General features: G+C 61.1%; 27 protein-coding genes and 3 tRNA genes. 21 read left to right on the top strand and 9 right to left on the bottom strand.

Annotated elements, in window-relative coordinates:
• Positions 1-366: 366 nt before the first annotated feature.
• The 3 genes from BMZ36_RS09490 to BMZ36_RS09480 all read right to left on the bottom strand — a co-directional run bounded on the left by BMZ36_RS09490 (position 367) and on the right by BMZ36_RS09480 (position 703).
• Positions 367-442 (bottom strand) — tRNA-His (locus BMZ36_RS09490).
• Between the two features lie 73 nt (positions 443-515).
• Positions 516-592 (bottom strand) — tRNA-Arg (locus tag BMZ36_RS09485).
• Between the two features lie 34 nt (positions 593-626).
• Positions 627-703, bottom strand: a tRNA-Pro gene (locus tag BMZ36_RS09480).
• Positions 704-841: 138 nt separating this feature from the next.
• On the opposite strand from BMZ36_RS09480, the gene folD reads away from it, so the two are divergent.
• The 14 genes from folD to BMZ36_RS09410 all read left to right on the top strand — a co-directional run bounded on the left by folD (position 842) and on the right by BMZ36_RS09410 (position 12,413).
• Positions 842-1,696, top strand: a complete 855-nt coding sequence (folD, locus tag BMZ36_RS09475) for a bifunctional methylenetetrahydrofolate dehydrogenase/methenyltetrahydrofolate cyclohydrolase FolD (RefSeq protein WP_091195130.1) — start codon at positions 842-844, stop codon at positions 1,694-1,696.
• A gap of 29 nt (positions 1,697-1,725) precedes the next feature.
• A complete protein-coding gene (locus tag BMZ36_RS09470; RefSeq protein ID WP_091195127.1) occupies positions 1,726-2,763 on the top strand; it encodes a quinone-dependent dihydroorotate dehydrogenase in 1,038 nt (345 codons plus the stop codon).
• 122 nt (positions 2,764-2,885) lie between these two features.
• Positions 2,886-3,467 (top strand): electron transport complex subunit RsxA, encoded by a 582-nt coding sequence (gene rsxA, locus BMZ36_RS09465; RefSeq protein ID WP_091195123.1) that lies wholly within the window; start codon positions 2,886-2,888, stop codon positions 3,465-3,467.
• A gap of 7 nt (positions 3,468-3,474) precedes the next feature.
• A complete protein-coding gene (gene rsxB, locus BMZ36_RS09460; protein ID WP_091195119.1) occupies positions 3,475-4,041 on the top strand; it encodes an electron transport complex subunit RsxB in 567 nt (188 codons plus the stop codon).
• A complete protein-coding gene (rsxC, locus tag BMZ36_RS09455) occupies positions 4,038-5,816 on the top strand; it encodes an electron transport complex subunit RsxC (RefSeq protein ID WP_091195115.1) in 1,779 nt (592 codons plus the stop codon). The genes rsxB and rsxC overlap by 4 nt, the downstream gene beginning before the upstream one ends.
• On the top strand, positions 5,813-6,850 hold the full coding sequence (locus tag BMZ36_RS09450; RefSeq protein WP_245747869.1) for an RnfABCDGE type electron transport complex subunit D: 1,038 nt from the start codon (positions 5,813-5,815) through the stop codon (positions 6,848-6,850). Before rsxC ends, BMZ36_RS09450 begins: the two co-directional genes overlap by 4 nt.
• On the top strand, positions 6,847-7,470 hold the full coding sequence (gene rsxG, locus BMZ36_RS09445; protein WP_091195107.1) for an electron transport complex subunit RsxG: 624 nt from the start codon (positions 6,847-6,849) through the stop codon (positions 7,468-7,470). The genes BMZ36_RS09450 and rsxG overlap by 4 nt, the downstream gene beginning before the upstream one ends.
• A 31-nt stretch (positions 7,471-7,501) precedes the next feature.
• A complete protein-coding gene (locus BMZ36_RS09440) occupies positions 7,502-8,191 on the top strand; it encodes an electron transport complex subunit E (RefSeq protein WP_091195104.1) in 690 nt (229 codons plus the stop codon).
• 205 nt (positions 8,192-8,396) lie between these two features.
• Positions 8,397-9,725, top strand: a complete 1,329-nt coding sequence (locus BMZ36_RS09435; RefSeq protein WP_091195101.1) for a glycoside hydrolase family 3 N-terminal domain-containing protein — start codon at positions 8,397-8,399, stop codon at positions 9,723-9,725.
• Positions 9,722-10,372, top strand: coding sequence for an endonuclease III (gene nth, locus BMZ36_RS09430; RefSeq protein WP_091195098.1), 651 nt, complete (start codon positions 9,722-9,724; stop codon positions 10,370-10,372). The genes BMZ36_RS09435 and nth overlap by 4 nt, the downstream gene beginning before the upstream one ends.
• A gap of 71 nt (positions 10,373-10,443) precedes the next feature.
• The gene (locus BMZ36_RS09425) at positions 10,444-10,710 is read left to right on the top strand and encodes a hypothetical protein (protein ID WP_091195095.1); all 267 of its coding nucleotides are present in this window, start codon (positions 10,444-10,446) and stop codon (positions 10,708-10,710) included.
• A 19-nt stretch (positions 10,711-10,729) separates the two neighbouring features.
• Complete coding sequence (locus tag BMZ36_RS09420) at positions 10,730-11,056, top strand: SdpI family protein (protein ID WP_091195092.1); 327 nt, start codon at positions 10,730-10,732, stop codon at positions 11,054-11,056.
• A 42-nt stretch (positions 11,057-11,098) separates the two neighbouring features.
• Positions 11,099-11,647 (top strand): deoxycytidylate deaminase, encoded by a 549-nt coding sequence (locus tag BMZ36_RS09415; RefSeq protein ID WP_091195088.1) that lies wholly within the window; start codon positions 11,099-11,101, stop codon positions 11,645-11,647.
• A 10-nt stretch (positions 11,648-11,657) separates the two neighbouring features.
• On the top strand, positions 11,658-12,413 hold the full coding sequence (locus BMZ36_RS09410) for an alpha/beta hydrolase (RefSeq protein WP_091195084.1): 756 nt from the start codon (positions 11,658-11,660) through the stop codon (positions 12,411-12,413).
• Positions 12,414-12,606: 193 nt separating this feature from the next.
• On the opposite strand, the gene BMZ36_RS09405 is transcribed toward BMZ36_RS09410, so the two are convergent.
• Together BMZ36_RS09405 and BMZ36_RS09400 are read right to left on the bottom strand one after the other, a co-directional pair.
• On the bottom strand, positions 12,607-13,989 hold the full coding sequence (locus BMZ36_RS09405) for an ATP-binding protein (RefSeq protein ID WP_091195080.1): 1,383 nt from the start codon (positions 13,987-13,989) through the stop codon (positions 12,607-12,609).
• A complete protein-coding gene (locus tag BMZ36_RS09400) occupies positions 13,989-14,687 on the bottom strand; it encodes a response regulator transcription factor (RefSeq protein ID WP_091195264.1) in 699 nt (232 codons plus the stop codon). Before BMZ36_RS09400 ends, BMZ36_RS09405 begins: the two co-directional genes overlap by 1 nt.
• A gap of 211 nt (positions 14,688-14,898) precedes the next feature.
• Here BMZ36_RS09400 and BMZ36_RS09395 point away from each other — a divergent pair, with 211 nt between their 5' ends.
• The 3 genes from BMZ36_RS09395 to BMZ36_RS09390 all read left to right on the top strand — a co-directional run bounded on the left by BMZ36_RS09395 (position 14,899) and on the right by BMZ36_RS09390 (position 16,608).
• Complete coding sequence (locus tag BMZ36_RS09395) at positions 14,899-15,408, top strand: Spy/CpxP family protein refolding chaperone (RefSeq protein WP_177187843.1); 510 nt, start codon at positions 14,899-14,901, stop codon at positions 15,406-15,408.
• Between the two features lie 77 nt (positions 15,409-15,485).
• The gene (locus BMZ36_RS14540; protein WP_177187842.1) at positions 15,486-15,644 is read left to right on the top strand and encodes a hypothetical protein; all 159 of its coding nucleotides are present in this window, start codon (positions 15,486-15,488) and stop codon (positions 15,642-15,644) included.
• Positions 15,645-15,888: 244 nt separating this feature from the next.
• Complete coding sequence (locus BMZ36_RS09390; protein WP_218142688.1) at positions 15,889-16,608, top strand: EF-hand domain-containing protein; 720 nt, start codon at positions 15,889-15,891, stop codon at positions 16,606-16,608.
• Between the two features lie 215 nt (positions 16,609-16,823).
• On the opposite strand, the gene BMZ36_RS09385 is transcribed toward BMZ36_RS09390, so the two are convergent.
• The 3 genes from BMZ36_RS09385 to BMZ36_RS09375 form a co-directional block, all read right to left on the bottom strand.
• Positions 16,824-17,459: a hypothetical protein gene (locus BMZ36_RS09385; RefSeq protein WP_091195069.1), complete on the bottom strand. Its 636-nt coding sequence runs from the start codon at positions 17,457-17,459 to the stop codon at positions 16,824-16,826.
• A gap of 301 nt (positions 17,460-17,760) precedes the next feature.
• Positions 17,761-18,408, bottom strand: a complete 648-nt coding sequence (locus BMZ36_RS09380; RefSeq protein ID WP_091195259.1) for a class I SAM-dependent methyltransferase — start codon at positions 18,406-18,408, stop codon at positions 17,761-17,763.
• A gap of 49 nt (positions 18,409-18,457) precedes the next feature.
• Positions 18,458-18,802, bottom strand: a complete 345-nt coding sequence (locus BMZ36_RS09375) for a DUF134 domain-containing protein (RefSeq protein ID WP_091195066.1) — start codon at positions 18,800-18,802, stop codon at positions 18,458-18,460.
• A 197-nt stretch (positions 18,803-18,999) separates the two neighbouring features.
• Between BMZ36_RS09375 and BMZ36_RS09370 the strand changes: the two genes are divergently transcribed.
• Genes BMZ36_RS09370 through chrA form a run of 3 tightly spaced genes read left to right on the top strand, consistent with a single transcriptional unit; the run spans position 19,000 to position 21,139 of the window.
• The gene (locus BMZ36_RS09370; RefSeq protein WP_091195063.1) at positions 19,000-19,416 is read left to right on the top strand and encodes a NifB/NifX family molybdenum-iron cluster-binding protein; all 417 of its coding nucleotides are present in this window, start codon (positions 19,000-19,002) and stop codon (positions 19,414-19,416) included.
• On the top strand, positions 19,413-19,943 hold the full coding sequence (locus BMZ36_RS09365) for a NifB/NifX family molybdenum-iron cluster-binding protein (protein ID WP_091195058.1): 531 nt from the start codon (positions 19,413-19,415) through the stop codon (positions 19,941-19,943). Before BMZ36_RS09370 ends, BMZ36_RS09365 begins: the two co-directional genes overlap by 4 nt.
• The gene (chrA, locus tag BMZ36_RS09360) at positions 19,940-21,139 is read left to right on the top strand and encodes a chromate efflux transporter (RefSeq protein WP_177187840.1); all 1,200 of its coding nucleotides are present in this window, start codon (positions 19,940-19,942) and stop codon (positions 21,137-21,139) included. The genes BMZ36_RS09365 and chrA overlap by 4 nt, the downstream gene beginning before the upstream one ends.
• Here chrA and BMZ36_RS09355 read toward each other — a convergent pair.
• Complete coding sequence (locus BMZ36_RS09355) at positions 21,136-21,453, bottom strand: HesB/IscA family protein (protein WP_091195045.1); 318 nt, start codon at positions 21,451-21,453, stop codon at positions 21,136-21,138. The genes chrA and BMZ36_RS09355 overlap by 4 nt on opposite strands.
• A gap of 134 nt (positions 21,454-21,587) precedes the next feature.
• Between BMZ36_RS09355 and citC the strand changes: the two genes are divergently transcribed.
• On the top strand, positions 21,588-22,610 hold the full coding sequence (gene citC / locus BMZ36_RS09350) for a [citrate (pro-3S)-lyase] ligase (protein WP_091195039.1): 1,023 nt from the start codon (positions 21,588-21,590) through the stop codon (positions 22,608-22,610).
• The last annotated feature ends 23 nt before the right edge of the window (positions 22,611-22,633 follow it).

The raw sequence follows: 22,633 nt of genomic DNA, 5'->3' as shown, positions 1-22,633 counted from the left end.
GTACGCCAAGAACCTAACCCGCCTGAATCTGTAAAACCATATTTTGAATGGGATGCGTATTACACCTGAGGGTGCAGGTGAAGGAGGGCAAGTCTGCAATTTGAAGTTGCTTGGTGTTGCCGGGAAAAAGCAACATGGTGGCTACATGAACGCTAGTGGTCTGCTTCGCAAATGAACGAACCGATAAAGCTTGTCTTCGACCCCCTGGCCGCGTTGCTCATCCTCGCAATAGCTACGGCTATTGCTGTGGTTCGCGCCTTGCCAGAAACTCGAATCCCACGCTTTCTCGTATCCGCTATTTACGAAGCAGACCACTAGAAAGCAAAAAGCCCAACCGTGAAGGCTGGGCTAAGTGCTTGTGTTACTTGGGGTGGATGATGGGACTCGAACCCACGACGACAGGAATCACAATCCTGGACTCTACCAACTGAGCTACATCCACCGCCGAAACGGTTTGTTGAAGCGCTGCTTCAACGATAAATCTTGCCGGGCCGGGGTTCAATCTTGCCGTGGGCTGGCACGCCCGACAGGAATCGAACCTGTAACCTACGGCTTAGAAGGCCGTTGCTCTATCCAGTTGAGCTACGGGCGCCCGGAAACGGATGCAATAGCGTTCTGGAAGGCTTTGGTCGGGGCGGCGGGATTCGAACTCGCGACCCTCTGCTCCCAAAGCAGATGCGCTACCAGGCTGCGCTACGCCCCGATGAGAGGGCGAAATATACGCGCGATAGCGTCGCGCGTCAAGCCGTGCTTCGGCTGCCATTGAGGGTAACGCGGATCGGTGCGAAAATACGCGGCTTTTTTCAAAAAATTCGATATTTCAAGGCAGGGGTGTACGCGGATGGCTGCGCAGATTCTGGATGGCAAGCTGATTTCCCAGGAAATCATCGGTGATGTTCGTGCCAGGGTGGATGCCTGTGTTGCGGCGGGTAAGCGCGCGCCTAGCCTGGCCGTGATCCTGGTAGGCGATAATCCGGCGTCGCAAGTGTACGTCGGCAACAAGAAGCGCCAGTGTGCCAATGCCGGCATCCAGTCGGTAGCGTATGACCTGCCGGAGACCGTGACTGAGGCCGAGCTGCTGGCTCTGGTGGCGCGTCTGAATGCCGACGACAGTGTGGACGGTATTCTGGTGCAGTTGCCGCTGCCCAAGCATATCGACGCCGAAGCCATCATCGAGATGATCGATCCGGCCAAGGATGTGGATGGCTTTCACCCCTACAACATGGGCCGGCTGGCGTTGCGCCTGCCTACCCTGCGGTCCTGCACGCCGCGCGGCGTGATGACGCTGTTGCAGCGCACCGGTATCCAGATCAAGGGGGCGGATGCGGTGATCGTGGGCGCATCCAATATCGTGGGCCGCCCGATGGCGCTGGAATTGCTGCTGGCCGGGGCGACCGTGACGGTGTGCCACCGCTTTTCCAAAGACAGTGCCGCCAAGGCGCGCGAGGCCGACATCGTCGTGGCCGGGGCCGGTGTTCCGGGGCTGGTCAAGGGCGACTGGATCAAGCCGGGAGCGGTGGTCATCGACGTGGGTATCAATCGTTTGCCAAATGGCAAGCTGTGCGGCGACGTGGAATTCGAAGCGGCGAGCGAGCGCGCCTCCTGGATCACTCCGGTGCCGGGCGGCGTGGGGCTGATGACGGTTGCCACGCTCATGCAAAATACTTTTGACGCATACCTCAAGCGCAACGCTTGATTCTCTTCAAGTCGATACTGGAATAACCGATGCTGTACCGATTGCTGCGCCCGTTTCTTTTCATGATCGACCCGGAACAAGCCCACAAGCTGTCGCTTCGGGGGCTGGACCTGCTGGAAAACCTGGGGCTCCTGAAATGGTTGATGCCCAAGCCGGTCCGCGCGCCGGTCACGGTGATGGGGATCGAGTTTCCCAATGCCGTCGGGCTGGCCGCGGGGATGGACAAGAATGGCGACCACATCATGGCGCTGTCGCGTTTCGGTTTCGGGCACATCGAGATCGGCACCGTCACGCCGCGTCCGCAGCCAGGCAACCCCAAGCCGCGCATGTTCCGCCTGCCGGCCGCAGAAGGCATCATCAACCGCATGGGCTTCAACAACGACGGCGTGGACAAGCTGGTGCAGAACGTGCGCAACAGCGGCTACCGGGGCGTTCTCGGTATCAACATCGGCAAGAATTTCGACACGCCGATCGAGCAGGCCGTCAACGATTACCTGATCTGCCTGGACAAGGTTTATCCGCTGGCGAGCTACGTCGCAGTCAATATTTCTTCGCCCAACACCAAAAATCTGCGTCAGTTGCAGGAATCGGAAGAGCTGGAAAAGCTGCTCTCCGCACTCAAGAGTCGGCAGACGGAGCTCGCGCGCGAGCATGACCGCTATGTACCGCTGGCGCTCAAGATCGCGCCCGATCTTGACCCCGTTCAGATTCGCGATATCGCCGAGCGCGTGATTCGCCACCACTTCGACGCGGTCATTGCCACCAATACCACCATTTCCCGTGCGGGAGTCGAGCATCTGCCGCATGGCGGGGAAATGGGCGGTCTGTCCGGAGCACCGGTGTGCGCGCGTGCCACTTCGGTGATCCGCGAGCTGGCCGGCATCCTGCATGGCAGCGGTATTCCGGTCATTGGCGTGGGCGGCATTCTCGATGGCGAAGGTGCCGTGGAAAAAACGCTGGCCGGAGCCCAGCTGGTGCAGGTCTACAGCGGGCTGGTCTATCGCGGTCCCGATCTGGTTCGGGATTGCGCCGCCGCCCTTCAGCAACAACGGGCGAATCATATATAGCCAAATCAGCTATATACATGCCGCGATTGTGGTTGAAACGCCATAAGGGCGGGCGGATAATCCGCAATAGTTTTCAATAGACAACGAGCGGGGCGCAGGCCCCGCTTGCCACTGGTGAAGCCATGGATCTTCAACATTACCTGCTGCTGTTGCTTGGCGCCGTGCTGGTCAACAACGTGGTGCTGGTGCGCATTCTCGGCCTGTGTCCGTTCATGGGGGTTTCCAAGAAGCTGGAAGCCTCCGTGGGCATGGGTATTGCCACGACCTTCGTGCTGACGCTGGGGTGCGGTACGTCCTGGTTGCTGGATCAGTTGCTGGTGGCTTGGAATATCGAATACCTGCGTACGCTGGGTTTCATCGTGGTGATTGCCGGCATCGTGCAGTTCACCGAAATGTTTATCCACAAGACCAGCCCGGTGCTGTATCAGGTGCTGGGCATTTACCTGCCGCTGATTACTACCAATTGCGCGGTGCTGGGCGTGCCGCTTCTCAACGTGTCGATGAAGCACAACCTGCTGGAATCGCTGGTGTTCGGTTTTGGCAGCGCTTTCGGGTTTTCGCTCGTGCTGATCCTGTTTGCCTCAATTCGCGAACGTCTGGAGGGCGCGGATATTCCGTCGCTTTTCCGTGGAACCCCGATTGCATTCATGACGGCCGGCCTGATGAGCCTGGCTTTCATGGGCTTTTCCGGCTTGGTGAAGTGAGGCAGACATGATCGCTTTTCTTGAAGCCATTCTCATCATGGTCGTGCTGGCTGTCGTACTCGGCGCAGTGCTCGGTTTCGCTGCGATCAAGTACAAGGTGGATGACGACCCGCTGGTCGACAAGATCGACGAAATCTTGCCGCAGACCCAGTGCGGGCAGTGCGGCTATCCGGGCTGCAAGCCGTATGCCACGGCGCTGGCGGCGGGCGAGGCCGAAATCAATCTGTGTGTTCCCGGTGGCGAAGACGGGGTACGCAAGCTTGCCGATCTTCTGGGCAAGGATTTCGTTCCCATGTCGGCGGAAGTGCAGGTCGAGAAGCCCAAATCGTATGCAGTCATCGATGAGAACCTCTGCATCGGTTGCACCCTGTGCCTGCAAGCCTGTCCGGTCGATGCCATCGTCGGCAGCGCCAAACACCTGCATACCGTGCTGGTCAAGGAATGCACGGGCTGTGAACTGTGCGTGGCCCCTTGCCCGGTCAATTGCATTTCGATGAAGCCGGTTCCGGAAAACCTGACCAGCTGGAAATGGCATTACCCGGTGATTCCGCTGAAGGTGAAAAAGCAAGCATGAACTCCAGAACCATTTTCCCCTTCCACGGCGGCGTACATCCGCCGGAATTCAAGGATCTTTCGAGCGGTGCGCCGATTGCGGCAGCGCCTTTGCCGTCGAAGCTGGTCGTGCCGCTGCTGCAAAGCGTCGGCAATTGTGCCCGCCCGCTGGTGCAGGTGGGTGAGCGGGTTCTGAAAGGTCAGAAGATCGGCGCGCCGGATGGTGCGTTGTCGGTGGCCGTGCATGCGCCGACTTCCGGCATCGTGACGGCGATCGGACCGGCCATGCTGGCGCACCCGTCCGGGCTGTCCGAACCGGCGATCACGATCGAGCCGGATGGCGAAGACCGCTGGATCGACCGGCAGCCGCTGGACTGGCGCAACGTCGAGCCGCGCATCGTGCGCGAACACCTGCGCGACATGGGCATCGTCGGCCTGGGCGGGGCGATTTTTCCGTCGCACCTCAAGATCGTCGAAAAGGGCAAGGTCAAGACGCTGATCGTCAACGGCGCCGAATGCGAGCCCTACATCACCTGTGACGACCGCCTGATGCGCGAGCGCGCCGAAGGCATCCTCGCCGGCGCGGCCATCGTGCGCGAGTTGCTGGGCGCGCAACAGATTCTGGTCGGCATCGAGGACAACAAGCCCGAAGCCGTGGCAATCATGCGTGAGGCGATCCGCGCCAGCGGCCTGCCGGCCGACGTCGGCGTGGTGCCGACGCTGTACCCTTCGGGCGCGGCCAAGCAGTTGATCAAGCTCCTGACCAACATCGAAGTGCCGTCCGGCGTGCGCTCCACCGATCTGGGCGTTCAATGCTTCAACGTCGGCACGCTGTACACGATCTGGCGCGCGATTGAATTCGGCGAGCCGGCGATTTCGCGCGTGGTGACGCTGACTGGCAACGTCGAGCGTCCCGGCAACTACGAAGCGCTGATCGGTACGCCGTTGAACGAACTGCTGCAACTGGCCGGCGTGCGCCCGCAGGCGACGGGTTACGTCTATGGCGGCCCGATGATGGGTTTCGAACTGGCGAACCTCGACATTGGCCTGTCCAAGGCCGGCAATTGCATCATCGTGCGCGATGCGGTGCATTTCCCGCCGCGACCGCTGGAGATGCCCTGCATTCGTTGCGGCAAGTGCGCCGATGCCTGCCCGATCGAATTGCAGCCGATGGATTTCTACTGGTTCACGCGCAGCAAGCGCTACGACAAGCTCGAACAATGGCAGCTTTTCGACTGCATCGAATGCGGCGCGTGCGCATATGTCTGCCCGTCGCATATCCGGCTGGTCGATTATTTCCGCTACGCCAAGTCCGAGATCTGGGCCGACGAGCGGCAGATGAAGGCGGCCGATCATGCGCGCCAGCGGCACGAATTCCGCCAGTTCCGCGAGGAGCGCGAAAAACGCGAGAAGGCCGAACGCCTGGCCGCGCGCGCCGCGCCCAAGGCCGTCGAGGCGAACTCCGAGGCCGCGCCGGTCGATGCGGCGGACGCCGAGCGTGCGGCCCGCATCAAGGCGGCGATGGAGCGGGCTGCGGCCAAGAATGCCGCGCTGAACGTTGAATCCGCTCCGCTGGTCGAGCCCCCGGCCGCCCCGACCGAGCCAGCGCTGGACGAGGAAAAAGCCGCCCGCATCCGCGCCGCGATGCAGAAGCGCGAGGAAGAAAAGGCCCGCCTGGCGGCGATGAGCCCCGAAGAGCGCGCCGCGCTCGACGCCGAAAAGGCCGCGCGCATTGCCGCCGCCAAGGAAAAAGCCGCTGCCAAAAAGGCGGCACAGGAACAAGACAAGGCAGAATGACGATGATGACCTCTCCGTTCGTGGCCCAGCCGATGCCGCTCAACCGCCTGATGTACCGGGTGATCGGGGCATTGCTTCCGGGCATGGCCGTGGCGACTTGGGCCTTCGGCATTGGGGTGCTGGTGCAGGTGGCGCTGGCCGTGGCCGTGGCGCTGGCCACCGAAGCCTGGTGCCTGAACCTGCGCCGCTACCCGGTGCGCCCCTATCTGGCCGACGGTTCGGCGGTGCTGACCGCTTGCCTGCTGGCGTTGTCGATCCCCCCGCTGGCGCCGTGGTGGCTGGTGGTGCTGGGCACGTTCATCGCCGTGGGGTTCGTGAAACACCTGTTCGGCGGCTTGGGGCAGAATCCGTTCAACCCGGCCATGATCGGGTTTGCCGCGCTGATCGTGTCTTTCCCGGCGCAGATGTCGCGCTGGGCGGCGCCGCTGGCGCTGGCTCCGGCCGATCTCGACGCCGTGGCGCAAATCGGCCTGATCTTCACCGGGCATCTGTCTTCCGGAGCCGGTTTCGATGCCGTCGCCTCGGCCACGCCGCTGGACGCGATCCGGACCGGGCTGCTGCAACGCATTCCGCTGGCCGATATTCTCGGCACTCCCAAGTTTGGCGCGCTGGGCGGCGCGGCCCAGCAATGGATTGCGCTTGGCTACCTGCTGGGCGGGCTGTTCCTGTGGCAACAGCGGGTGATCCAGTGGCGTCTGCCGGTGGTGTTTCTGGGCAGCGTGTTCCTGACCGCGACGCTGTTTTATTGGGCGAACCCGGCCCACTATGCCTCGCCGCTACTCCATCTTTTTGCCGGCGGCACCATGCTGGGCGCGTTCTTTATCGTGACCGATCCGGTGACCTCGCCCACTACGCCGCTGGGGCAGATCATTTTCGCCGGGTTGGCCGGGGTGCTGGCCTACCTCATCCGCGTATTGGGTAATTTCCCGGACGGGGTGGCGTTTTCCGTGATCATCATGAACATCGTGGTGCCGTTCCTCGATCAATACACCCAGCCGGCCGTGTTCGGGCGCAAGAAGGGGGGCAGGGCATGAAGGCCATGATCTCCAATGGTGTGCGCGGTGCGGGCATCCTGGCGGCGTTTACGGTGGTTTTTACGGCCTTGATGGCGGGCGCCTACAGCCTGACGCGCGAGATCGTGCTCAAGAATGAAGAACAGGCACGTACCCAACTGATCGCCCAGACCTTGCCGGCGGGCAGCTACGACAACAATCTGCTGGCCGATACGCGCCTGCTTTCTGCCGAAGATTCCCGGCGCTTGGGCAACGACAAGCCCGCTTCGATCTATCTGGCGAAAAAGGGCGGCAAGACGGTTGCGGCCGTGCTCGAAGCCGTGGCGCCGGATGGCTACGCCGGCAAGATCCAGTTGCTGGTTGCCGTTGCCGCGAACGGCAATGTGCTTGGCGTGCGGGTGGTCACCCAGCAGGAAACCCCGGGGCTGGGCGACTACATCGATGCGGCAAAATCGAACTGGATTCGCCAGTTCGAGGGCAAATCGCTGGCATCGCCCGAGGTCGAGCGCTGGAAGGTCAGGAAGGACGGCGGCGTGTTCGATTCCAACGCCGGGGCGACCATCTCGCCGCGCGCCGTGGTCGGCGCCGTGAAAAGAACGCTGGAATATGTGGTGGTGAACCGCACCACGATTTTCGAGTGAGCGCCACGCGGCGCCGCTTGCAGGAGCAAACATGATAACGGCAGAAGAATCCCGGAAAATCACCCTGAACGGGGTCTGGAAGCAGAATCCGGGGGTCGTGCAGATACTGGGCATGTGCCCGACGCTGGCCATGACCTCGACGGTCGTCAACGGCGTCAGCCTCGGCGTGGCGACCGCGCTGGTCATGCTGGTATCCGGCATGGCCGTGGCCAGCCTGCGCCAGTATGTGCCCAACGAACTGCGCAACCCGGTCTATATCCTGATCATCGCCGCACTGGTCACGGTGCTGGATCTCCTGATGAATGCCTACCTGCGCGATCTCTATCTGGTGCTGGGTATTTTCATTCCGCTGATTACCACCAACTGCATCGTGCTGGCCCGCGCGGAAGCCTTTGCCTCCAAGAACGGCGTGCTGCAATCGGGGCTGGATGGCCTCATGATGGGCATCGGCGCCACCGTGGTACTGGCGGTGCTGGGCGCGGCGCGCGAAGTGCTGGGCAAGGGAACGCTGTTCGCCGGCCTCGATCTGGTCCTGGGGCCGCAGGCCGCCCACTGGATCCTGCATATCGTTCCGCCCGAATACAATTATCAGTTCCTGCTGGCGATCCTGCCGCCGGGCGCGTTCATCGGCTTCGGCTTCCTTGTCGCCGGCAAAGCCTGGCTCGACAAGCGCGCATCCGCCCCCGAGGCGTCCTGCGCCACCGGCCACGCCAAGGGGTGAAAATGCTGGTGGTCCGCTTCGCAAATGAACGAACCGACAAAGCTTGTCTTCGAGTCCCTGACTGCGTTGCTCATCCTCGCAATAGCTACGGCTATTGCTGCGATTCGCGCCTTGCCAGAAACTCGAATCCTTCGCTTTTTCATGTCCGCTATTTACGAAGCAGATCACTCGCCCGACAGGTTTCATTGTCAGCGGACAGACCGGGATGAATCGATATTTGCTGCGCCTGTTGCAAACCGTGCATTTCTTGCTGGCGGCAGCAGGCATGATCTGGGCGTATCATCTGAAAGATCCCCATTTGCTGGATTCACGGACGCGCGAGACGCCTGCTCTCGTGATCCTCGCGCTTTCCGGCTCGGCCCTGACCTGGTTTTTCCTTCGCCGCAGAAAAAATCTGCGGCTTTTCTTTTTTGTCCTCTGGTTTTCCGTGCTGGCCCTGACAGGTTTCGGCGAATACCGTTTTTTGCACCAGAAAGAGACTGTTCTAACGGCAGATGGCGATAATGACCGTCGCTTGAACCGTCTGGGTGCGCATCTGGTTGTGGGGTACCACCATGTGGACGACATTCGGGAATTGGTTCGGCGGGGATACGTCGGCGGCGTGTTCGTGACTCGCCGCAACGTCGAAGGGAAGACCTTCGAGCAGGTGCGTGACGAACTTTCAGGTTTGCAGGCCCTGAGACGGCAGGCCGGGTTGCCGCCGTTGATGATTGCCAGCGATCAGGAAGGCGGAATGGTCTCGCGATTGTCGCCGCCCCTGCCCAGGCAGCCAGCGCTTGCTTCCGTGCTGGTGCCCGGATTGCCCCGTGCCGAGCTTGATGCGCGCGTTGCGGAGTATGCCCGCCAACAAGGGAGCGGCATGGCCGCGCTGGGCGTCAACGTCAATTTCAGCCCGGTTCTTGATCTGAAACCGGAGCGGGCCAAGGGAGTGCTGGATTTCCATACCCGCATCGCGGAACGCGCCATTGCTTCCGATCCGGAAACGGTAAGCCGGGTTGCGCTGGTGTACAACCGCGCCTTGTTGGCCAAAGGGGTACTGCCGACGGCCAAGCATTTCCCCGGTCTGGGCAGCGTGACGGATGATACCCATCATTTCAGCGCCCATCTGACCTTGCCGCTGGATGCCCTGAACGCACGGGATTGGGTTCCCTTTCGAGTAGCGTTGGCCCAGACACCCGCCATGCTGATGGTGGGGCATGTGTTCGTGGACGCCGTCGATCGGGAGCTGCCAGCCAGTTTGTCCGCCAAGTTGCTGACCGGCATTGTCCGGGAGGACTGGAAGCACGAGGGTGTCCTGGTCAGCGACGACATGACCATGGCCGCGGTCTACAACCGGGGACTGTGCCAATCTTCAACCCAGGCGCTGAATGCAGGCATGGATTTGCTGCTGGTGTCCTACGACTGGGAAAAAATTTATCCAGTGCTGGCGTGCCTGCTGAATGCCGACCGGTCCGGGCAACTCCGTTCGCTGGAGGCCAGTAGGCAGCGATTGAAGCATTTGCCATGGATCAGCGAGCCAGAGAGATCCCGATGAACAAAGTATCCCGTCACGAGTTTTTCCGGCGGCTGGCCGAACTGGATCCGCATCCGGTCACCGAACTCCAGTATTCCTCGCCGTTCGAGCTGCTGGTCGCAGTGCTGCTTTCGGCGCAGGCCACCGATGCCAGCGTGAACAAGGCCACGCCGCGGCTGTTTGCGGTGGCGAACACGCCGGAAAATATGCTGGCGCTGGGGCAGGACGGGCTGGAATCGTACATCGCCACGATTGGTCTTTATCGCAGCAAGGCCAGGCATCTCTTGCAAACCTGCCGCATCCTGATCGACCGGCATCAGGGCCAGGTGCCACCCAGCCGCGAGGCGCTCGAAGCGCTGCCCGGCGTCGGGCGCAAGACGGCCAACGTCATCCTCAACATCGTGTTCGGCGAGCCGACCATCGCGGTCGATACGCACATTTTTCGCCTCGCCAACCGCACCGGCCTCGCCCCCGGCAAGGATGTCGAAGCCGTGGAGCAGAAGCTGCTCAAGGTGGTTCCCGCCGAATTCCGCCAGCACGCGCACCACTGGCTGATCCTGCATGGCCGTTATGTCTGCAAGGCGCGGCGGCCCGAATGCTGGAACTGCGTGGTCAACGATTTGTGCGATTACAAGGCCAAGGAGCTGGTTCCTCCCAAAGGGCGTTGATCTCGCCAGATCGACTGGCTCGGGCCATACTGGCAAATATCAGCCTTTAAGCCCCGAAGGAGTCGACCGCCATGCAGACCGAAAAGATTACCGTGCGCCAACCTGAAAGCGGTAAAACCCTGGAGGTCGTGGTGCTCAGCAAGCGCGCCGACCATATCGAGGTGGTGATCGGCGAAGGCGTGCACAGCGTCAAATGCGATCTGTCGCCCTCCCGTAACGGGCTGCTTTATGTCGGGAAAGTGATGGGGCGGGAAATCATCTACGAGCGCAGCCGCGAGCAGGTTCAGGCCGATATCGACCGCTTGAATCCGCTGCTGAGAGAATCAAAGCGGCGTTGATGGCTCTCTGGGCATCGGCATGATCCAGCAGCCGTTTTTTACTCCCGCAATCCTTCTGGTGTTGTTTGCCATTCCACTGGCGCTGGGCTGGGTTCCGCGCAACCGTTTCTACGGAATCCGTACGCGCCGGGCGCTGGCGGACGATGCCGCCTGGTACCGCATCAACCGCTCCGGGGCCTGGTGCCTGATCGTGTCCGGCCTGTTTTATCTCGCGGTGGCATGGGTCGTTCCGATGTCCGGCCCGCAGGACGTCAATTTCCGGCTCTGGCTGCTGCACCTCTTCGCTTTCGTCTTGCCTTTGCTGCTGGGCCTCGTCCGCATCCGCCACCTGTCTCGTCAGGATTGAGTCGGTTATGATGACGGCTATTGTCGATTTTCAGGATTGCCCATGAGCCACGCCCCAGAAAAATTGCCCGATTGGGATACCTATTACATGGGCATCGCTTTCGCGGTGCGGGAGAAAGCCAATTGCACCGGCAACCGCGTCGGCGCGGTGATCGTCAAGGATAACCGCGTGATTTCGACCGGCTACAACGGGGTGCCGGAAGGCATGCCCAATTGTCTGGACGGCGGCTGCCTGCGTTGCCGGAATCCGGGCGGGCAGTTCAAGTCGGGAACCGGTTACGACCTGTGCATCTGCGTGCATGCCGAACAGAATGCGCTGCTCTCGGCGGCGCGTTTCGGCATCGCGGTCGAGGGCGCGACGCTCTATACCACCATGCAGCCGTGCTTCGGCTGCGCCAAGGAAATGCTGCAAGCCCAGATCGCGCGCGTGGTCTACCTGCACCCGTGGATTCCTTCCGACCCCGATCCGGTCATGGATACAGCCAAGAAAGCCGAATACGAACGCCTGATCAGCCATTTGCAGGTTGACCGGCTCGACATGCACGACCCGCGCGCGACCTGGGCGGTGACGACCTTGCGTGCCAAGGGATAACGGCCGGTCGATGAAGCGGCTTCGACGCATGGCGCTGATCCTGATGCTGACCTATCTGGCGCTATGCGGAATCATGTACTGGACGCAGCGGTCTTTCCTGTACTTCCCGCAACCGGCAACCGGCTCCAGCGGACCGGAGAGAATCCTGGACCTGCGGGTGGACGACGTCCGCGTCAGGGTGTCGGTCCGGAATCGGGAAGGTGCCGATGCGCTGGTGTATTTCGGGGGCAATGCCGAAGACGTAACCCGCAGCCTGGACGATTATGCGCAGGCGTTCCCCGATCATGCCATTTACATGCTGCATTACCGTGGATACGGCGGAAGCACGGGAGCCCCGTCTGAAGCCGCTTTGCACCGGGATGCCAAGGTGTTGCTGGATCTCGTCAAAAGCAGGCACTCCAGAGTGATGCTGGTCGGGCGCAGTCTGGGAAGCGGCGTGGCGGTCAGGCTGGCTGCGGAAAACCCCGTGGAACGCCTGGTTCTGATCACCCCGTATGACAGCATCGTCAATGTCGGTCGGGAGCAGTTTCCGTGGTTGCCGGTGGGCTGGCTGCTCAAGGACCGGTTCGAATCGGTGCGCTGGGCGCCTGCAGTCAAGGCCCGGACCCTGATCCTGATGGCTGAACGCGACGAGATCATCGCTGCCGAGCGAACGCGGGCCTTGCATCGGACATTTGCCAGCGGCGTGGCGAGTCTGGAAGTCGTTCCCGGCGCTGACCATAACTCGATCATGGGCAGTACCGGGGTGTTTGGCCGGATGCGCTGAGAAGCCGCCGACGGCCTTTGAACGCAGTATGCGAAGGCATCGTTTTTTCTCCCTCCCCCTTGATGGGGGAGGGCTGGGGAGAGGGTGAAATGGGTCAAGATCAGCGCATGGTTGATACATTTTCCCCTCACCCCTGCCCCTCTCCCGCAAGGGGCGAGGGGAAACCCGGGATAGTGCGATTGCCCTGCGTTGATCAGCGACCCGCCGGCATGTCCAGCGGCAGCGCCATTTCCACGCCAAAGCCCCCTTCGTTGCGGTTGAAGGCGCGGATGCTGCCGCCGTGGGCTTCCAGCACCCGGCGGGCGATGGCGAGCCCCAGGCCGTGGCCGTCCGCGCCGGCGCTTTTCCCCCCGCGGTTGAAGGGTTCGAAGATGGCTTCGAGTTCGGATTCCGCGACTCCGCAGCCTTGGTCCAGCACGGTCAGGAACAGCTTTCCGGCGGCCTTGTCGATGCGCGTTTCCACGGTCACGCATCCCCCCTGCGGGGTGTAGCGGATGGCGTTGCGGACCACGTTTTCCAGCGCACGGTGCAGCAATTCCGCCTGTCCGGTGATGGTCGCATCGGCCAGTTGCCCGGCCTGAACCTGTTTGCCCAGCACTTCGGCTTCGAAGTGCGCGTCTTCGACCACGTCTTCGACCAGTTGCTTCATGGAAACCTCTTCCGGCCTGGCGCAGCCCACGCCGGCTTCAAGGCGCGAGAGCGTGAGGAGTTCGCCCACCAGCTTGTCCATGCGCTCGCTTTCGCGTTCCAGTCGCTGCATGGTTTCCTCGAATTTTCCCGGTTGCAGCCGCGCCAGCCCGATGGCGACCTGCAGGCGCGCGAGCGGCGAGCGCATTTCATGCGAAACGTCGTGCAGCAGGCGGCGCTGGCCATCCACCAGGCTTTGCAGGCGCGAAGCCATCTGGTCGAAATCCTTGCCCAGATCGTTCAACTCATCCCGGCGGTGCCCCATGGCCGATGCCACGCGCGCTCCCAGGTTGCCTTTGGCCAGCGCATCGAATGCCGTGCGCAGATTGCGGATCGGCTTGGCGAAATACCACGCCAGCAGCACGGCGAAGATCAGGCTGGCAACGAGGGTCGCCGTGGCCGGAATCAGGGGCAGAAAGCTTTCGTCCTGCGGGCGGGGGTGTGGGCCGGGCATGCCCGGTGGCGGCGGTTTCATGCCTGGCAACGGGCGGGCTTCCCGGGCGACAAACAGCAGAAAACGGGCGCCGGCAGTATCCTGGGCTTCGCGGATTGCCTGCGAGCCGGAGTTCGATGCGAGGGCCTGTCTGGCCCGGGCCAGCGTGGCCGGATCGACGGGCCGGTTCAGCAGTTCGCGCCCCTGCGCATCGATGGCCAGCACCGGATGCCGGCCGTCTCTTTCCAGTAGCGGCTTCAGTGCTTCCACGCCTTCGTACTGGAGCGTTTTGGCCGCCAGTTCGACGCTGATGGTGGCGGGCGGGCTGGCATCGATCATGGCCTGCTGCATGTCCCGGTTGCGATCCCGCCACCAGAACGTGGCGCCGATGCCCAGCGTGGCGGTGAGCTGCGCCAGCCAGATGAAAAAGAAGAATTTCCAGAACAGCCGGCCCATCAGGCTTGTTCGTCCCGGATGAACTGGTAGCCCTGCCGGTAGACGGTCTGGATGTAGGAGCGCCCGTCGGGCAGCGTGCCGAGCTTGTGGCGGATGCTGGACAGGTGCACGTCGATACTGCGGTCGAAGCGCGCCAGCGGCCGGCCCAGCCCCTGTTCCGAAAGCACGGCCTTGTTGACGGGGCGCCCCGCGTTACGGGCCAGTATCTCAAGCAAGTTGAATTCCGTACTGGTCAGATCCAGCGGTTTCCCATCCCATTCCGCGCGGCGTTGTTCGGGGCGAATGGTCAACGCGCCGACGATGATCGGGGCAGTCGGCGCATTGTCGGGTTCGGTATTCTGGGTGCGGCGCAGGATGGCGCGGATGCGCGCAGTCAGTTCGCGCGGCGTGCAGGGTTTGGGCACGTAGTCGTCCGCGCCCAGTTCCAGCCCGACGATGCGGTCGGTATCGTCGCCGCGCGCGGTCAGCATCAGGACCGGCATCGTGCTTTTGGTGCGGATGCGCCGCAAGGCCTCGATGCCGTTCATGTTCGGCATCATGACATCCAGAACGGCAATCGCATATTGCCCGGAGAGCGCTTCTTGTGCGCCGGATTCGCCATCGTGCATCACGGTGACGCTGAAGCCTTCCTGTTCCAGATAATCCTTGAGCATGCCGGCAAGCTCAACGTCGTCATCGGCCAGCAGAACGTGGGTCATTTCACTGCATTCCATCTTGTCTCGTCCACGGGATGATAACGAATCATCGGGCCGGATTCACTGTAGAAAGGGCTGTTTTTACATGGCTTTACAGCTTGCCTGAAACCCGTCGCGGGCTTTTCCGAACTTTACCGGGCGTTAACTGCAATTAACCCTGCCGCGGTCAAGAATGGCTTCGTCGCGAATGTCGTGTCAACGAGAGGGAAAAACCATGAAGCCGATCAATTCCATCATCAAGTCGCTGCTGCTCGCCGGTGCGCTGGCCGGGCCGCTGGCCATGCCAGCCCAGGCCGGAGAAAAAATGCCCGCGCCATCCCGGCAGATGGCGGAGCCGCCCGGCTCACCGGCATCGGACATGCTGCGCGGGCTGCATCTCAATGAAGTCCAGCGTGACGAGGTGTTCAATATCCTGCACGAACAGGCCCCGACCATTCGCCAGAAAATGAAGTCGCTCCATGCAAACCGGGATGCCTTGCGCGCCCTTGCGCTGTCCAGCCGTTTCGACGAGGCCAGGGCGCGGGCGTTGTCAGAAGCGATGGCAAGGGATACCGCGGAGCTGGCCCTGCTGCGCGCGCGTGCCGACCAGATGATTTATGCGCTTCTGACTGCCGAGCAGCGCGAGCAACTGGAGAAATCGAAGACGGAACTGAAGCCGCCCGCGCTGCCCCACGAATGCTTCGGCGCGCCTGCGGTGTCGATGCCTCGATCCGGACCGCGATGACGGCAATCTTTGCCGCCAACCATGGCCCAATTCTGGGGTGGTGCTGTTCAGTACAGGGCAGTAAAGAGACAAAGTTCATGAATATCAACGAGTTGGCGTTGTTGTTTGAAATGGCAAAAACCGTTTTTGCAGTTTTTGCTTGGGCAATTATTTGCCGAGGGTTGGCCCGGCTGACCCCGGCAGGGCGTGCAAAAACGGTTTTCGTCCCGGGAGAAAGTCGCAAGGGAGGTCTGTGACGCTCTTGATCGCGTTTCCCTTAACAAACTTTTACCTCGCTTAACCGGTCTTGCCGGGAAGTTATTGCGAATCAGGACGATAACTTGCTTATGGCGTGTTGCCGCATGTGGGGTATGGGTCTGTTTGCAATCGGGCGCGCAAGCCCGGTTCGCAGGACAGGTTGCCGGCCCGACATGCATACGGTGTTGGCGGAGGCGGATTTCGCTTCGTCATCGGGACAAATTTTTCATGAAGGAGCCAATCATGGTCAGCAGTATTGGTAGTTCGACCTCATCGTGGGCGATGCAACGCCCCGATCCCTCGCAGATGGTCAGCAATCTTTTTTCCAAACTCGATACCAACAACCAGGGTTATCTCGAAATAAGCGATCTGGAAACCGCGTTCGGCCAGATTTCTTCTTCGGACAGCAGCAGTAGCAGCAGTACCAGCATCAGCGATATTTTTTCCACGCTCGACAGCGACAGCGACGGCAAGATCACCGAACAGGAAATGACGTCCAGCCTGAAGCAACTGGCCGAGCAACTCGACAGCGGCTTCAACAACATGCGCACCTCGGGCGGGCCGCAGGGCGCCGGCGGAATGCCGCCGCCGCCCCCGCCGCCCGGCGCCGCCGAAGAGGATGAGGGATACACCGCTGACGAATTGACCGCCAAGGCGAGCGAAGTGGCATCGTCGGACAGCAATCTCTCCGCGCTGATGTCCAGCGTCGCGGCCAATTTCGACGCGGCCGATGCCGACGGCGACGGCAAGGTAACGGGCAAGGAGGCCATGGCCTATCAGGAGTCGCAAAAGGTGGCTTCCGCCAGCCAGAGCAGCACCTCCACCGAGACGACCAGCTCGACCAGCAGTGAGGCTGCGGTTCTGAAACGCATCATGCAGCTGATGGATTCCTACCGCGGGTTCGACAGCGAATCCAGCCTGTATGGCGCATCCGGATTGGGCTCGCTGTCCATTACGGCCTGAGCGCTTCCGGTGTCGGCACAACCCCGCACTCTTTCGAGGCGGGGTTTTTCATGCGCGGCAGGCCGCGAGCGCTGCCGATAAAAATCGTTTTTTGGAATCGGGCGGATTTTGTTGGAGATAATCACCAACGTAGAGCTAACCGGCGCTGCGCGGCTTTATCGCGCAGCATCCAGCGACCGAAGGGAGCGAGGTTGAGCGCCGGGTTAGATTGCTTATTAGTCATTGGTGCCAATTGCTTCAATCTTTTTGTCACCGATTTTGCGAAGGCGTTTTTGAATGTCGGCCTTTTCTTGTTCCAGTCGCTCACTTTCCTTTCTTTGATGCCACAGCAAGAACAGTTTCAGAATATTTTCGTAGCTGTTTTTGTTCGCTAGGCCGATAAAGGCGGGCAAAAGCTTTTTCACAGATCGAACGTATGTAGTGCCTATGGAGGAGTAGGCGATTTGTTCTGATGCAACACGAGAGGTGAAGAAAAGAGCAAAAACTTCGAGCCTATTTAGTGCTGAAACCAGCGTTGGTGCGATTTCGACAAGTTTGTCTAAATCGCCATCGTTCCACTTATTTTTAACGCGAACACCGGAGTCTTCAACTTCGATTTGTGCGTTGGAAAACACATTGATCGCCTTTTCATCGATTAATTTATCTAGCTCGTTAAGTAGAGGGATAACTTCATGCGCATAACATTTAACCTGCTCAGCAGCAATGCGATATGCCTCTCGCTGAGAAGCAGTACGAGCATTTTGTTTGGCAACGGTGATCTGCTTCAGCGCCAAGAACGCAAAAACAGCCAGTACAGGTCCACCGGTTATGAAATAAAGCAACTCAAGATAAGGACGAAGTGTGTCGATCATGTCGGAAAAATCTAACGTGGTGTAGCCACCATTGGTGGCGTATTCAAATAAAACGTCACTGTCGTTAATCCCACAACAACAGGACACATGACATCCCGATCATCCAGTGTTTCTGTTGCTTGCCGCAGCTATCCCTGTCTTTTAATCCGGGATACGCCGACACGCTGAATCGAAGATTGCGCCAGTCAATCGATGGGTGGAATGACTGTTGCTGGAAAAGAGTAGACCTTTTGCAAACATCGGGTCAACTTCCGCTGGTCAAGTACCAGAAAGGGCAATCAGATCGTTGCCCGATTCCGCATCAGCCGGCCTTCACGTTGCCGGACACGAACAGGCAGCTTCCCCAAGTCAGGGAGTTGGGCAATACCTGCTCGGCCATCCGGGCCATGGCCGAAGCCGAAGGCAGGAAGACGGCCGAATGGAATTGAACGCCGCGCACGGGCAGGGCGGCTAGGGTGGACCGCACTTCCGGCACGGAATGCCAGTGGGCGCCGCAGTAGCTGCTGTTCGGGTCGTCCTGTCCCTTCTCGCGCCACAACAGGCCATGCCTGTTGAGCAAGCCGATCACAAATCTTGAGCGCGTTACCCGGACGATTTCCCGCATGGCGCGGGGCCAGTCTTCGATGAAACACAGGGCGGTCATGGAGAGCGTGCGCTCGAAGCTGTCGTCGGCAAACGGCAGCAGGCAGGCGTCGGCGCAGACGTAATGCCCTTGCGGGTCTCGGGAGCGGGCATGGGCAAGCCAGTTGGCGTTCAGGTCGACGCCTGTCACCTCCAGGCCGGAATGTGTGGAAAACCGGCGCGTGAACCAGCCGGTGCCGCAGCCGGCGTCGAGGATGCTGTCGTTCCGCTGCGCCCCCAGCAGCCGGTGAAGCTGCCGGTATTCGGTGTCGCCGATCCAGCGGCCGCGCGCTGTTTCGTACCAGGCGTCGTAATCTTCCGGAGGCATGCTGCGGCTCATCGCGTCGGGCCTTGATTTGTTTGGGTGCGGGCGGTGCTTATCCGGCGACAGGCTCGGCAGGGGCGGGCGCCTGTGCCGATGCTTGAAGCTGCTCGATGTTGTCGCTGGCGGTGGCGATGCGCAGCGCTTTCCCTTCGAGCAGCGCTTGCGCCACTTTTTTGTGGGCCCTGGCGATGATGTTGCCAAAGGTCTGGCGCGAAACGCCCATCCGGGCTGCGGCATCCGCCTGATAGAGCTCCTCAAGGTCAGCCAGGCGTATCGCCTCAATTTCGTCCAGTTCCAGTTGCACCTCTTCCAGATCGCGCATGGGAATGCCTTGCGGCTTGAAATAGGCCGTTGCGACGTTGCATGCAACCTTGCGGCATTTCATGGGGCGGGCCATTGCATCTCTCTCAATCAGGTTCGGTTCTCGCGCAATTATGAGGCAGTCGGCGCAGGTTGGCATCTTGGGCGGAAAAATTGCCGGCATGCCGACCCGGTAGTTTTTGCGATCGGGGCGTTCCGATGTTCATGGCTGTTGATTGATGGCATATGCCAGTTTAATATGTGGCTTATGCTAGTTAGGCGGGGACGCGATCCGTGCGAGTATGTTTTTCGGTCAATAGTCTGCTGAACCCTGTGCCTTCGCAATCTGCGCATTTTGGCGATTCCGGGGTGTTCTGGGTCTGGGACGAGCGCGTCCGGGATGGAATGGCCTGCCCGGCGCTGCCTTCAACCTGTCGCGGCCCGTGCCGTTGCCATCTTCCGGATGGCTCCGGAATGGCGTTTGACGCGGTGATCTGCCAGGCAATCGGGCATCGGGCGTTGCTGGCTCTGCGCAAACAAGGCATTGCAGTTTTTCAGTCCAAAACTGCGGACATCCAGGAATCGCTGCAACTCTGGCGGGATGGCGCGCTGCCCGGGATCGAGCGCAGCGCGTGCCTGGCGGCACGGCGGGGGCGAGCCGGTTCCGGGCAATCTTCCATACACCATGATACGAAAAGGAGAAATCAATGAAGCTTTGCATGCCGGTCACAGAAAATATTGGCTTGGGTTCCGAACTGGAGCTGCGTCTGCCCCATGCCACGTCGCTGCTGGTATTCGATACCGATACCCGCCAGCATGTCGTTCTTGCCGTGGAGGATGCCCAATCCCTCGACGTGGATGCCATGCTGTGCGGCAGCATCGGCCGTCGCCAGTTCATCGGCCTGCTGAGCCAGGGGATCCAGATTTACGGCACGGATGCGGCAACCGCCGAACAGGCCATTGCCGAATTTGAAAATGGGGCGCTGGAGCCGGTCTCAGCCGCAGCGGGTTGCGGACGGCACGGGCACGGTCACAGCCATCGTCACGAACATGCGCATGGCGGCGGCTGTTGCGGCGGAACGGGGCATGCGGATGATGATCACGAATGCTGCGGAGGGCACGGGCATGAAGAGGGCGAGCACGAGTGCTGCGGCCGGCATGAACGCGGCGATGAGCACGAATGCGGACATGGGCACGGCCACGGTGCCGGGCAGTGCGGCTGCCGCAGTCAGGCATGAAGCCGGCCAGCGACGACAGCAGCAATCCCGCCGTGCCTGAGTGCCCGGCGCCCGGACCGGGGCGGATTTTTCTGCTTTTCATGCATGTCGGGGCAACGGCCTTTGGCATGGGCATGCTGCAAAGCCTGCGCGAAACCCTGCTGAAACGGCGCATGGCCACGGAGCACGAGCTGGCCGAAGGGCTGGCGCTGGTGCAGTTGTATCCCGGCCCGGTCATGGCCAATCTGGCCGCGTATTTCGGCTACCTGCGGGGAGGGATTGTCGGCGCCGTGCTGGCGTTGCTCGGTTTCATCGCGCCCTGCACGGTGTTGATGCTGATCCTGGCCGCGCTGTACCGGAATTACGGCGCAGCGCCCGCGGCCGGAACGATCCTGAGAGGGCTCGATGTCGTGATGGCTGGCGTGATGCTGCATCTCACGCTGGATTTCAGCCGCAGGCAACTGAAGCGCAGACTGGAATGGGGCTTGGCCGCCTGCGTGGCGGCGCTGGCGATCCTGGGCGCCAATTTGAGCTTGCTGGTCCTGGCCGGCGCCGGAATCGGAATGTACCTGCGCCGCAAGGATGAAAACGCAGCCGCAGACAGGCACCGCTTGAACTTCGCCCGATTCCGCGCCGCCTTGCTGATGGCGGCCGGTCTGCTGGCCGGGGCGGGGTTCGCCCTGTTTGTGCCGTCCGATCTTGGTCGCCTGTATCTTGCCTTTGCCCATGTCGGCTCGGTGGCTTTCGGCAACGGCGTGACCATCCTCCCCCTTTTGCGCGATGCCGTGCTCGCCAACGGCTGGCTGACGCCTTCCCAGCTCGGCACCGCCATCGCATTCAGTCAGATCACGCCGGGGCCGATCCTGAATGCGGCCACTTTCACCGGCTATGTCGTTGCCGACTGGAGCGGCGGCCTGATGGCCACGTTCGCCATCTTTGCGCCCAGTTTCGTGATGACGCTCGTGTTTGCAGAGCTGTTCGCGCATATCCGCCACAAAGCCTGGATCAAGGGAGGCATACACGGCGCGATGGTGGTGTTCTGCGGCATGGTCGCCAGCGTGGCGTGGTTCATGGTCGCGAACGGTGTCCGGCAGATTTCCGATGCCGGCGTGGCGGGAATCGTCTGGCTGGCATTGGCCCGGTTCAAATGGCCCATGCATTGGGTTCTTCCGCTGGGCGTCGTGCTGCGGCTGGGGTTGGGCTGGGCAATGGGTTAATTGCAACAGCAACTGTTGCATGGCGCAGCTACTCCGGCCCGGCCTTCAATCTTGAATCCTTCCCCCGTTTTGTCCCTGACATAGTCGATAACGAGCCCCGGCAGATGGGGCAGGTGGCTCGTTTCGACCTGTACGGCCACCTTGCCGAACGAAAGTACGGTGTCGGCGTCCGTTATTTCATCCGCAAATTCCAGCGAGTATGACAACCCCGTGCAGCCCGACGTGTGGATGCACAGGCGGATGTTCCCTTTGCCGCGCTGTTGCAGCGCCAGAATGAAGGCATAACGGGCTGCAGGCGTGATGGTCAGTGACATGAACAATCCCGGAAAAATACATTAAAAAAGCGGAGCGCTAATGTGGCATATGCTACATTCGATGCTGTCTTATGCCAATAAAAATTCAGAGGTGAACGGCATGGGCAGTTCAATCACAGGGCTACGCTATTTCCATGAATGACTACGAATTCCGCTGCATCGATCCCCGCTTTGACCTGAACGAGCGCGAGCAGATCAGGGCGCTGTTGTCCGGTTATGAGCTGGGCTTTGACGAAGGCATCCAGACTTTTGTCATCGCCGCCGAGCAGGGGCAGGTCAAGGCCTGTGCCGGGCTGGACGGCAACGTGGTCAAGTGCGTGGCGCTCGCGCCGGAATTTCGCGGCGAATCGGTCAGCCTCAAGCTGATGACCGAAGTGGTGAACGTGGCCTACGAGCGCGGCCACACGCATCTCTTCCTCTACACCCACCCGAAGAACAAGTTGTTTTTTCAGGGCTGCGGCTTCTATCCGCTGGTGGAAGTGCCCGACTACGTCACCCTGCTGGAAAGCACGCCGTTCGGCATCCGGCGTTACTGCGAGGAATTGCAGCAACTGCGCCAGCCGGGCAGCAAGATCGGCTGCATCGTCATGAACGCCAACCCGTTCACGCTCGGGCATCAATACCTGGTTCGCACCGCCGCCGCGCAGTGCGACTGGCTGCACGTATTTCTGGTGCGCGAAGACGCATCGCAGTTCCCGTTCAGGGAACGCTTCGCGCTGGTCGAAGCCGGGATTGCCGGCATTCCCAAAGTTACGCTGCACAAGGGATCGAAGTACATGATCTCGCGTGCGACCTTCCCGGATTACTTCTTCAAGGAAAAAGGCAAGGTGGGCGCCTGTTTCACCGGCATCGACCTCTTGCTGTTCCGCGAGTACATCGCTCCGGCACTGGGCGTGACGCACCGTTTTGTCGGCAGCGAACCGTTCTGCGAAACCACCTGCCAGTACAACCTCGACATGCGCCACTGGCTGCAGGATGCGCCCTCGCGCAGCCCTGCGCTCGAAGTGGTCGAGCTGCCGCGCACCGAAGCTGGCGGCCGGGCCATTTCCGCCTCGGAAGTGCGGCGGGCGTTGCAGGCCGGGGATGTGGCACGGCTTCGCCAGTTGGTGCCGGAAGCGACGCTGGCTCTGCTGTGCAAAAACTACGGATTGAATTGATTCGACGGGGCGAAGGTTTTGCG

The sequence above is a fragment of the Formivibrio citricus genome (assembly GCF_900115065.1).
GTDB classification, from domain to species: Bacteria; Pseudomonadota; Gammaproteobacteria; order Burkholderiales; family Chitinibacteraceae; genus Formivibrio; species Formivibrio citricus.
The sequence above is the reverse complement of the archived record's forward strand: the minus strand, read 5'-3'. Positions and strand labels throughout refer to the sequence as shown.

What these genes read in the sequence shown, in the direction of transcription:
- BMZ36_RS09400 (WP_091195264.1), bottom strand. Translation starts at nt 14,687, where the DNA reads ATGACCCACGTTCTGCTGGCCGATGACGACGTTGAGCTTGCCGGCATG.
- rsxG (WP_091195107.1), top strand. Translation starts at nt 6,847, where the DNA reads ATGAAGGCCATGATCTCCAATGGTGTGCGCGGTGCGGGCATCCTGGCG.
- nth (WP_091195098.1), top strand. Translation starts at nt 9,722, where the DNA reads ATGAACAAAGTATCCCGTCACGAGTTTTTCCGGCGGCTGGCCGAACTG.
- BMZ36_RS09385 (WP_091195069.1), bottom strand. Translation starts at nt 17,459, where the DNA reads ATGATCGACACACTTCGTCCTTATCTTGAGTTGCTTTATTTCATAACC.
- folD (WP_091195130.1), top strand. Translation starts at nt 842, where the DNA reads ATGGCTGCGCAGATTCTGGATGGCAAGCTGATTTCCCAGGAAATCATC.
- BMZ36_RS14540 (WP_177187842.1), top strand. Translation starts at nt 15,486, where the DNA reads ATGAATATCAACGAGTTGGCGTTGTTGTTTGAAATGGCAAAAACCGTT.
- chrA (WP_177187840.1), top strand. Translation starts at nt 19,940, where the DNA reads ATGAAGCCGGCCAGCGACGACAGCAGCAATCCCGCCGTGCCTGAGTGC.
- BMZ36_RS09395 (WP_177187843.1), top strand. Translation starts at nt 14,899, where the DNA reads ATGAAGCCGATCAATTCCATCATCAAGTCGCTGCTGCTCGCCGGTGCG.
- BMZ36_RS09355 (WP_091195045.1), bottom strand. Translation starts at nt 21,453, where the DNA reads ATGTCACTGACCATCACGCCTGCAGCCCGTTATGCCTTCATTCTGGCG.
- BMZ36_RS09415 (WP_091195088.1), top strand. Translation starts at nt 11,099, where the DNA reads ATGAGCCACGCCCCAGAAAAATTGCCCGATTGGGATACCTATTACATG.
- BMZ36_RS09450 (WP_245747869.1), top strand. Translation starts at nt 5,813, where the DNA reads ATGACGATGATGACCTCTCCGTTCGTGGCCCAGCCGATGCCGCTCAAC.
- BMZ36_RS09425 (WP_091195095.1), top strand. Translation starts at nt 10,444, where the DNA reads ATGCAGACCGAAAAGATTACCGTGCGCCAACCTGAAAGCGGTAAAACC.
- BMZ36_RS09380 (WP_091195259.1), bottom strand. Translation starts at nt 18,408, where the DNA reads ATGCCTCCGGAAGATTACGACGCCTGGTACGAAACAGCGCGCGGCCGC.
- BMZ36_RS09435 (WP_091195101.1), top strand. Translation starts at nt 8,397, where the DNA reads ATGAATCGATATTTGCTGCGCCTGTTGCAAACCGTGCATTTCTTGCTG.
- BMZ36_RS09390 (WP_218142688.1), top strand. Translation starts at nt 15,889, where the DNA reads ATGGTCAGCAGTATTGGTAGTTCGACCTCATCGTGGGCGATGCAACGC.
- BMZ36_RS09365 (WP_091195058.1), top strand. Translation starts at nt 19,413, where the DNA reads ATGAAGCTTTGCATGCCGGTCACAGAAAATATTGGCTTGGGTTCCGAA.
- citC (WP_091195039.1), top strand. Translation starts at nt 21,588, where the DNA reads ATGAATGACTACGAATTCCGCTGCATCGATCCCCGCTTTGACCTGAAC.
- BMZ36_RS09375 (WP_091195066.1), bottom strand. Translation starts at nt 18,802, where the DNA reads ATGGCCCGCCCCATGAAATGCCGCAAGGTTGCATGCAACGTCGCAACG.
- BMZ36_RS09470 (WP_091195127.1), top strand. Translation starts at nt 1,726, where the DNA reads ATGCTGTACCGATTGCTGCGCCCGTTTCTTTTCATGATCGACCCGGAA.
- BMZ36_RS09410 (WP_091195084.1), top strand. Translation starts at nt 11,658, where the DNA reads ATGAAGCGGCTTCGACGCATGGCGCTGATCCTGATGCTGACCTATCTG.
- BMZ36_RS09405 (WP_091195080.1), bottom strand. Translation starts at nt 13,989, where the DNA reads ATGGGCCGGCTGTTCTGGAAATTCTTCTTTTTCATCTGGCTGGCGCAG.
- rsxA (WP_091195123.1), top strand. Translation starts at nt 2,886, where the DNA reads ATGGATCTTCAACATTACCTGCTGCTGTTGCTTGGCGCCGTGCTGGTC.
- BMZ36_RS09440 (WP_091195104.1), top strand. Translation starts at nt 7,502, where the DNA reads ATGATAACGGCAGAAGAATCCCGGAAAATCACCCTGAACGGGGTCTGG.
- rsxB (WP_091195119.1), top strand. Translation starts at nt 3,475, where the DNA reads ATGATCGCTTTTCTTGAAGCCATTCTCATCATGGTCGTGCTGGCTGTC.
- rsxC (WP_091195115.1), top strand. Translation starts at nt 4,038, where the DNA reads ATGAACTCCAGAACCATTTTCCCCTTCCACGGCGGCGTACATCCGCCG.
- BMZ36_RS09420 (WP_091195092.1), top strand. Translation starts at nt 10,730, where the DNA reads ATGATCCAGCAGCCGTTTTTTACTCCCGCAATCCTTCTGGTGTTGTTT.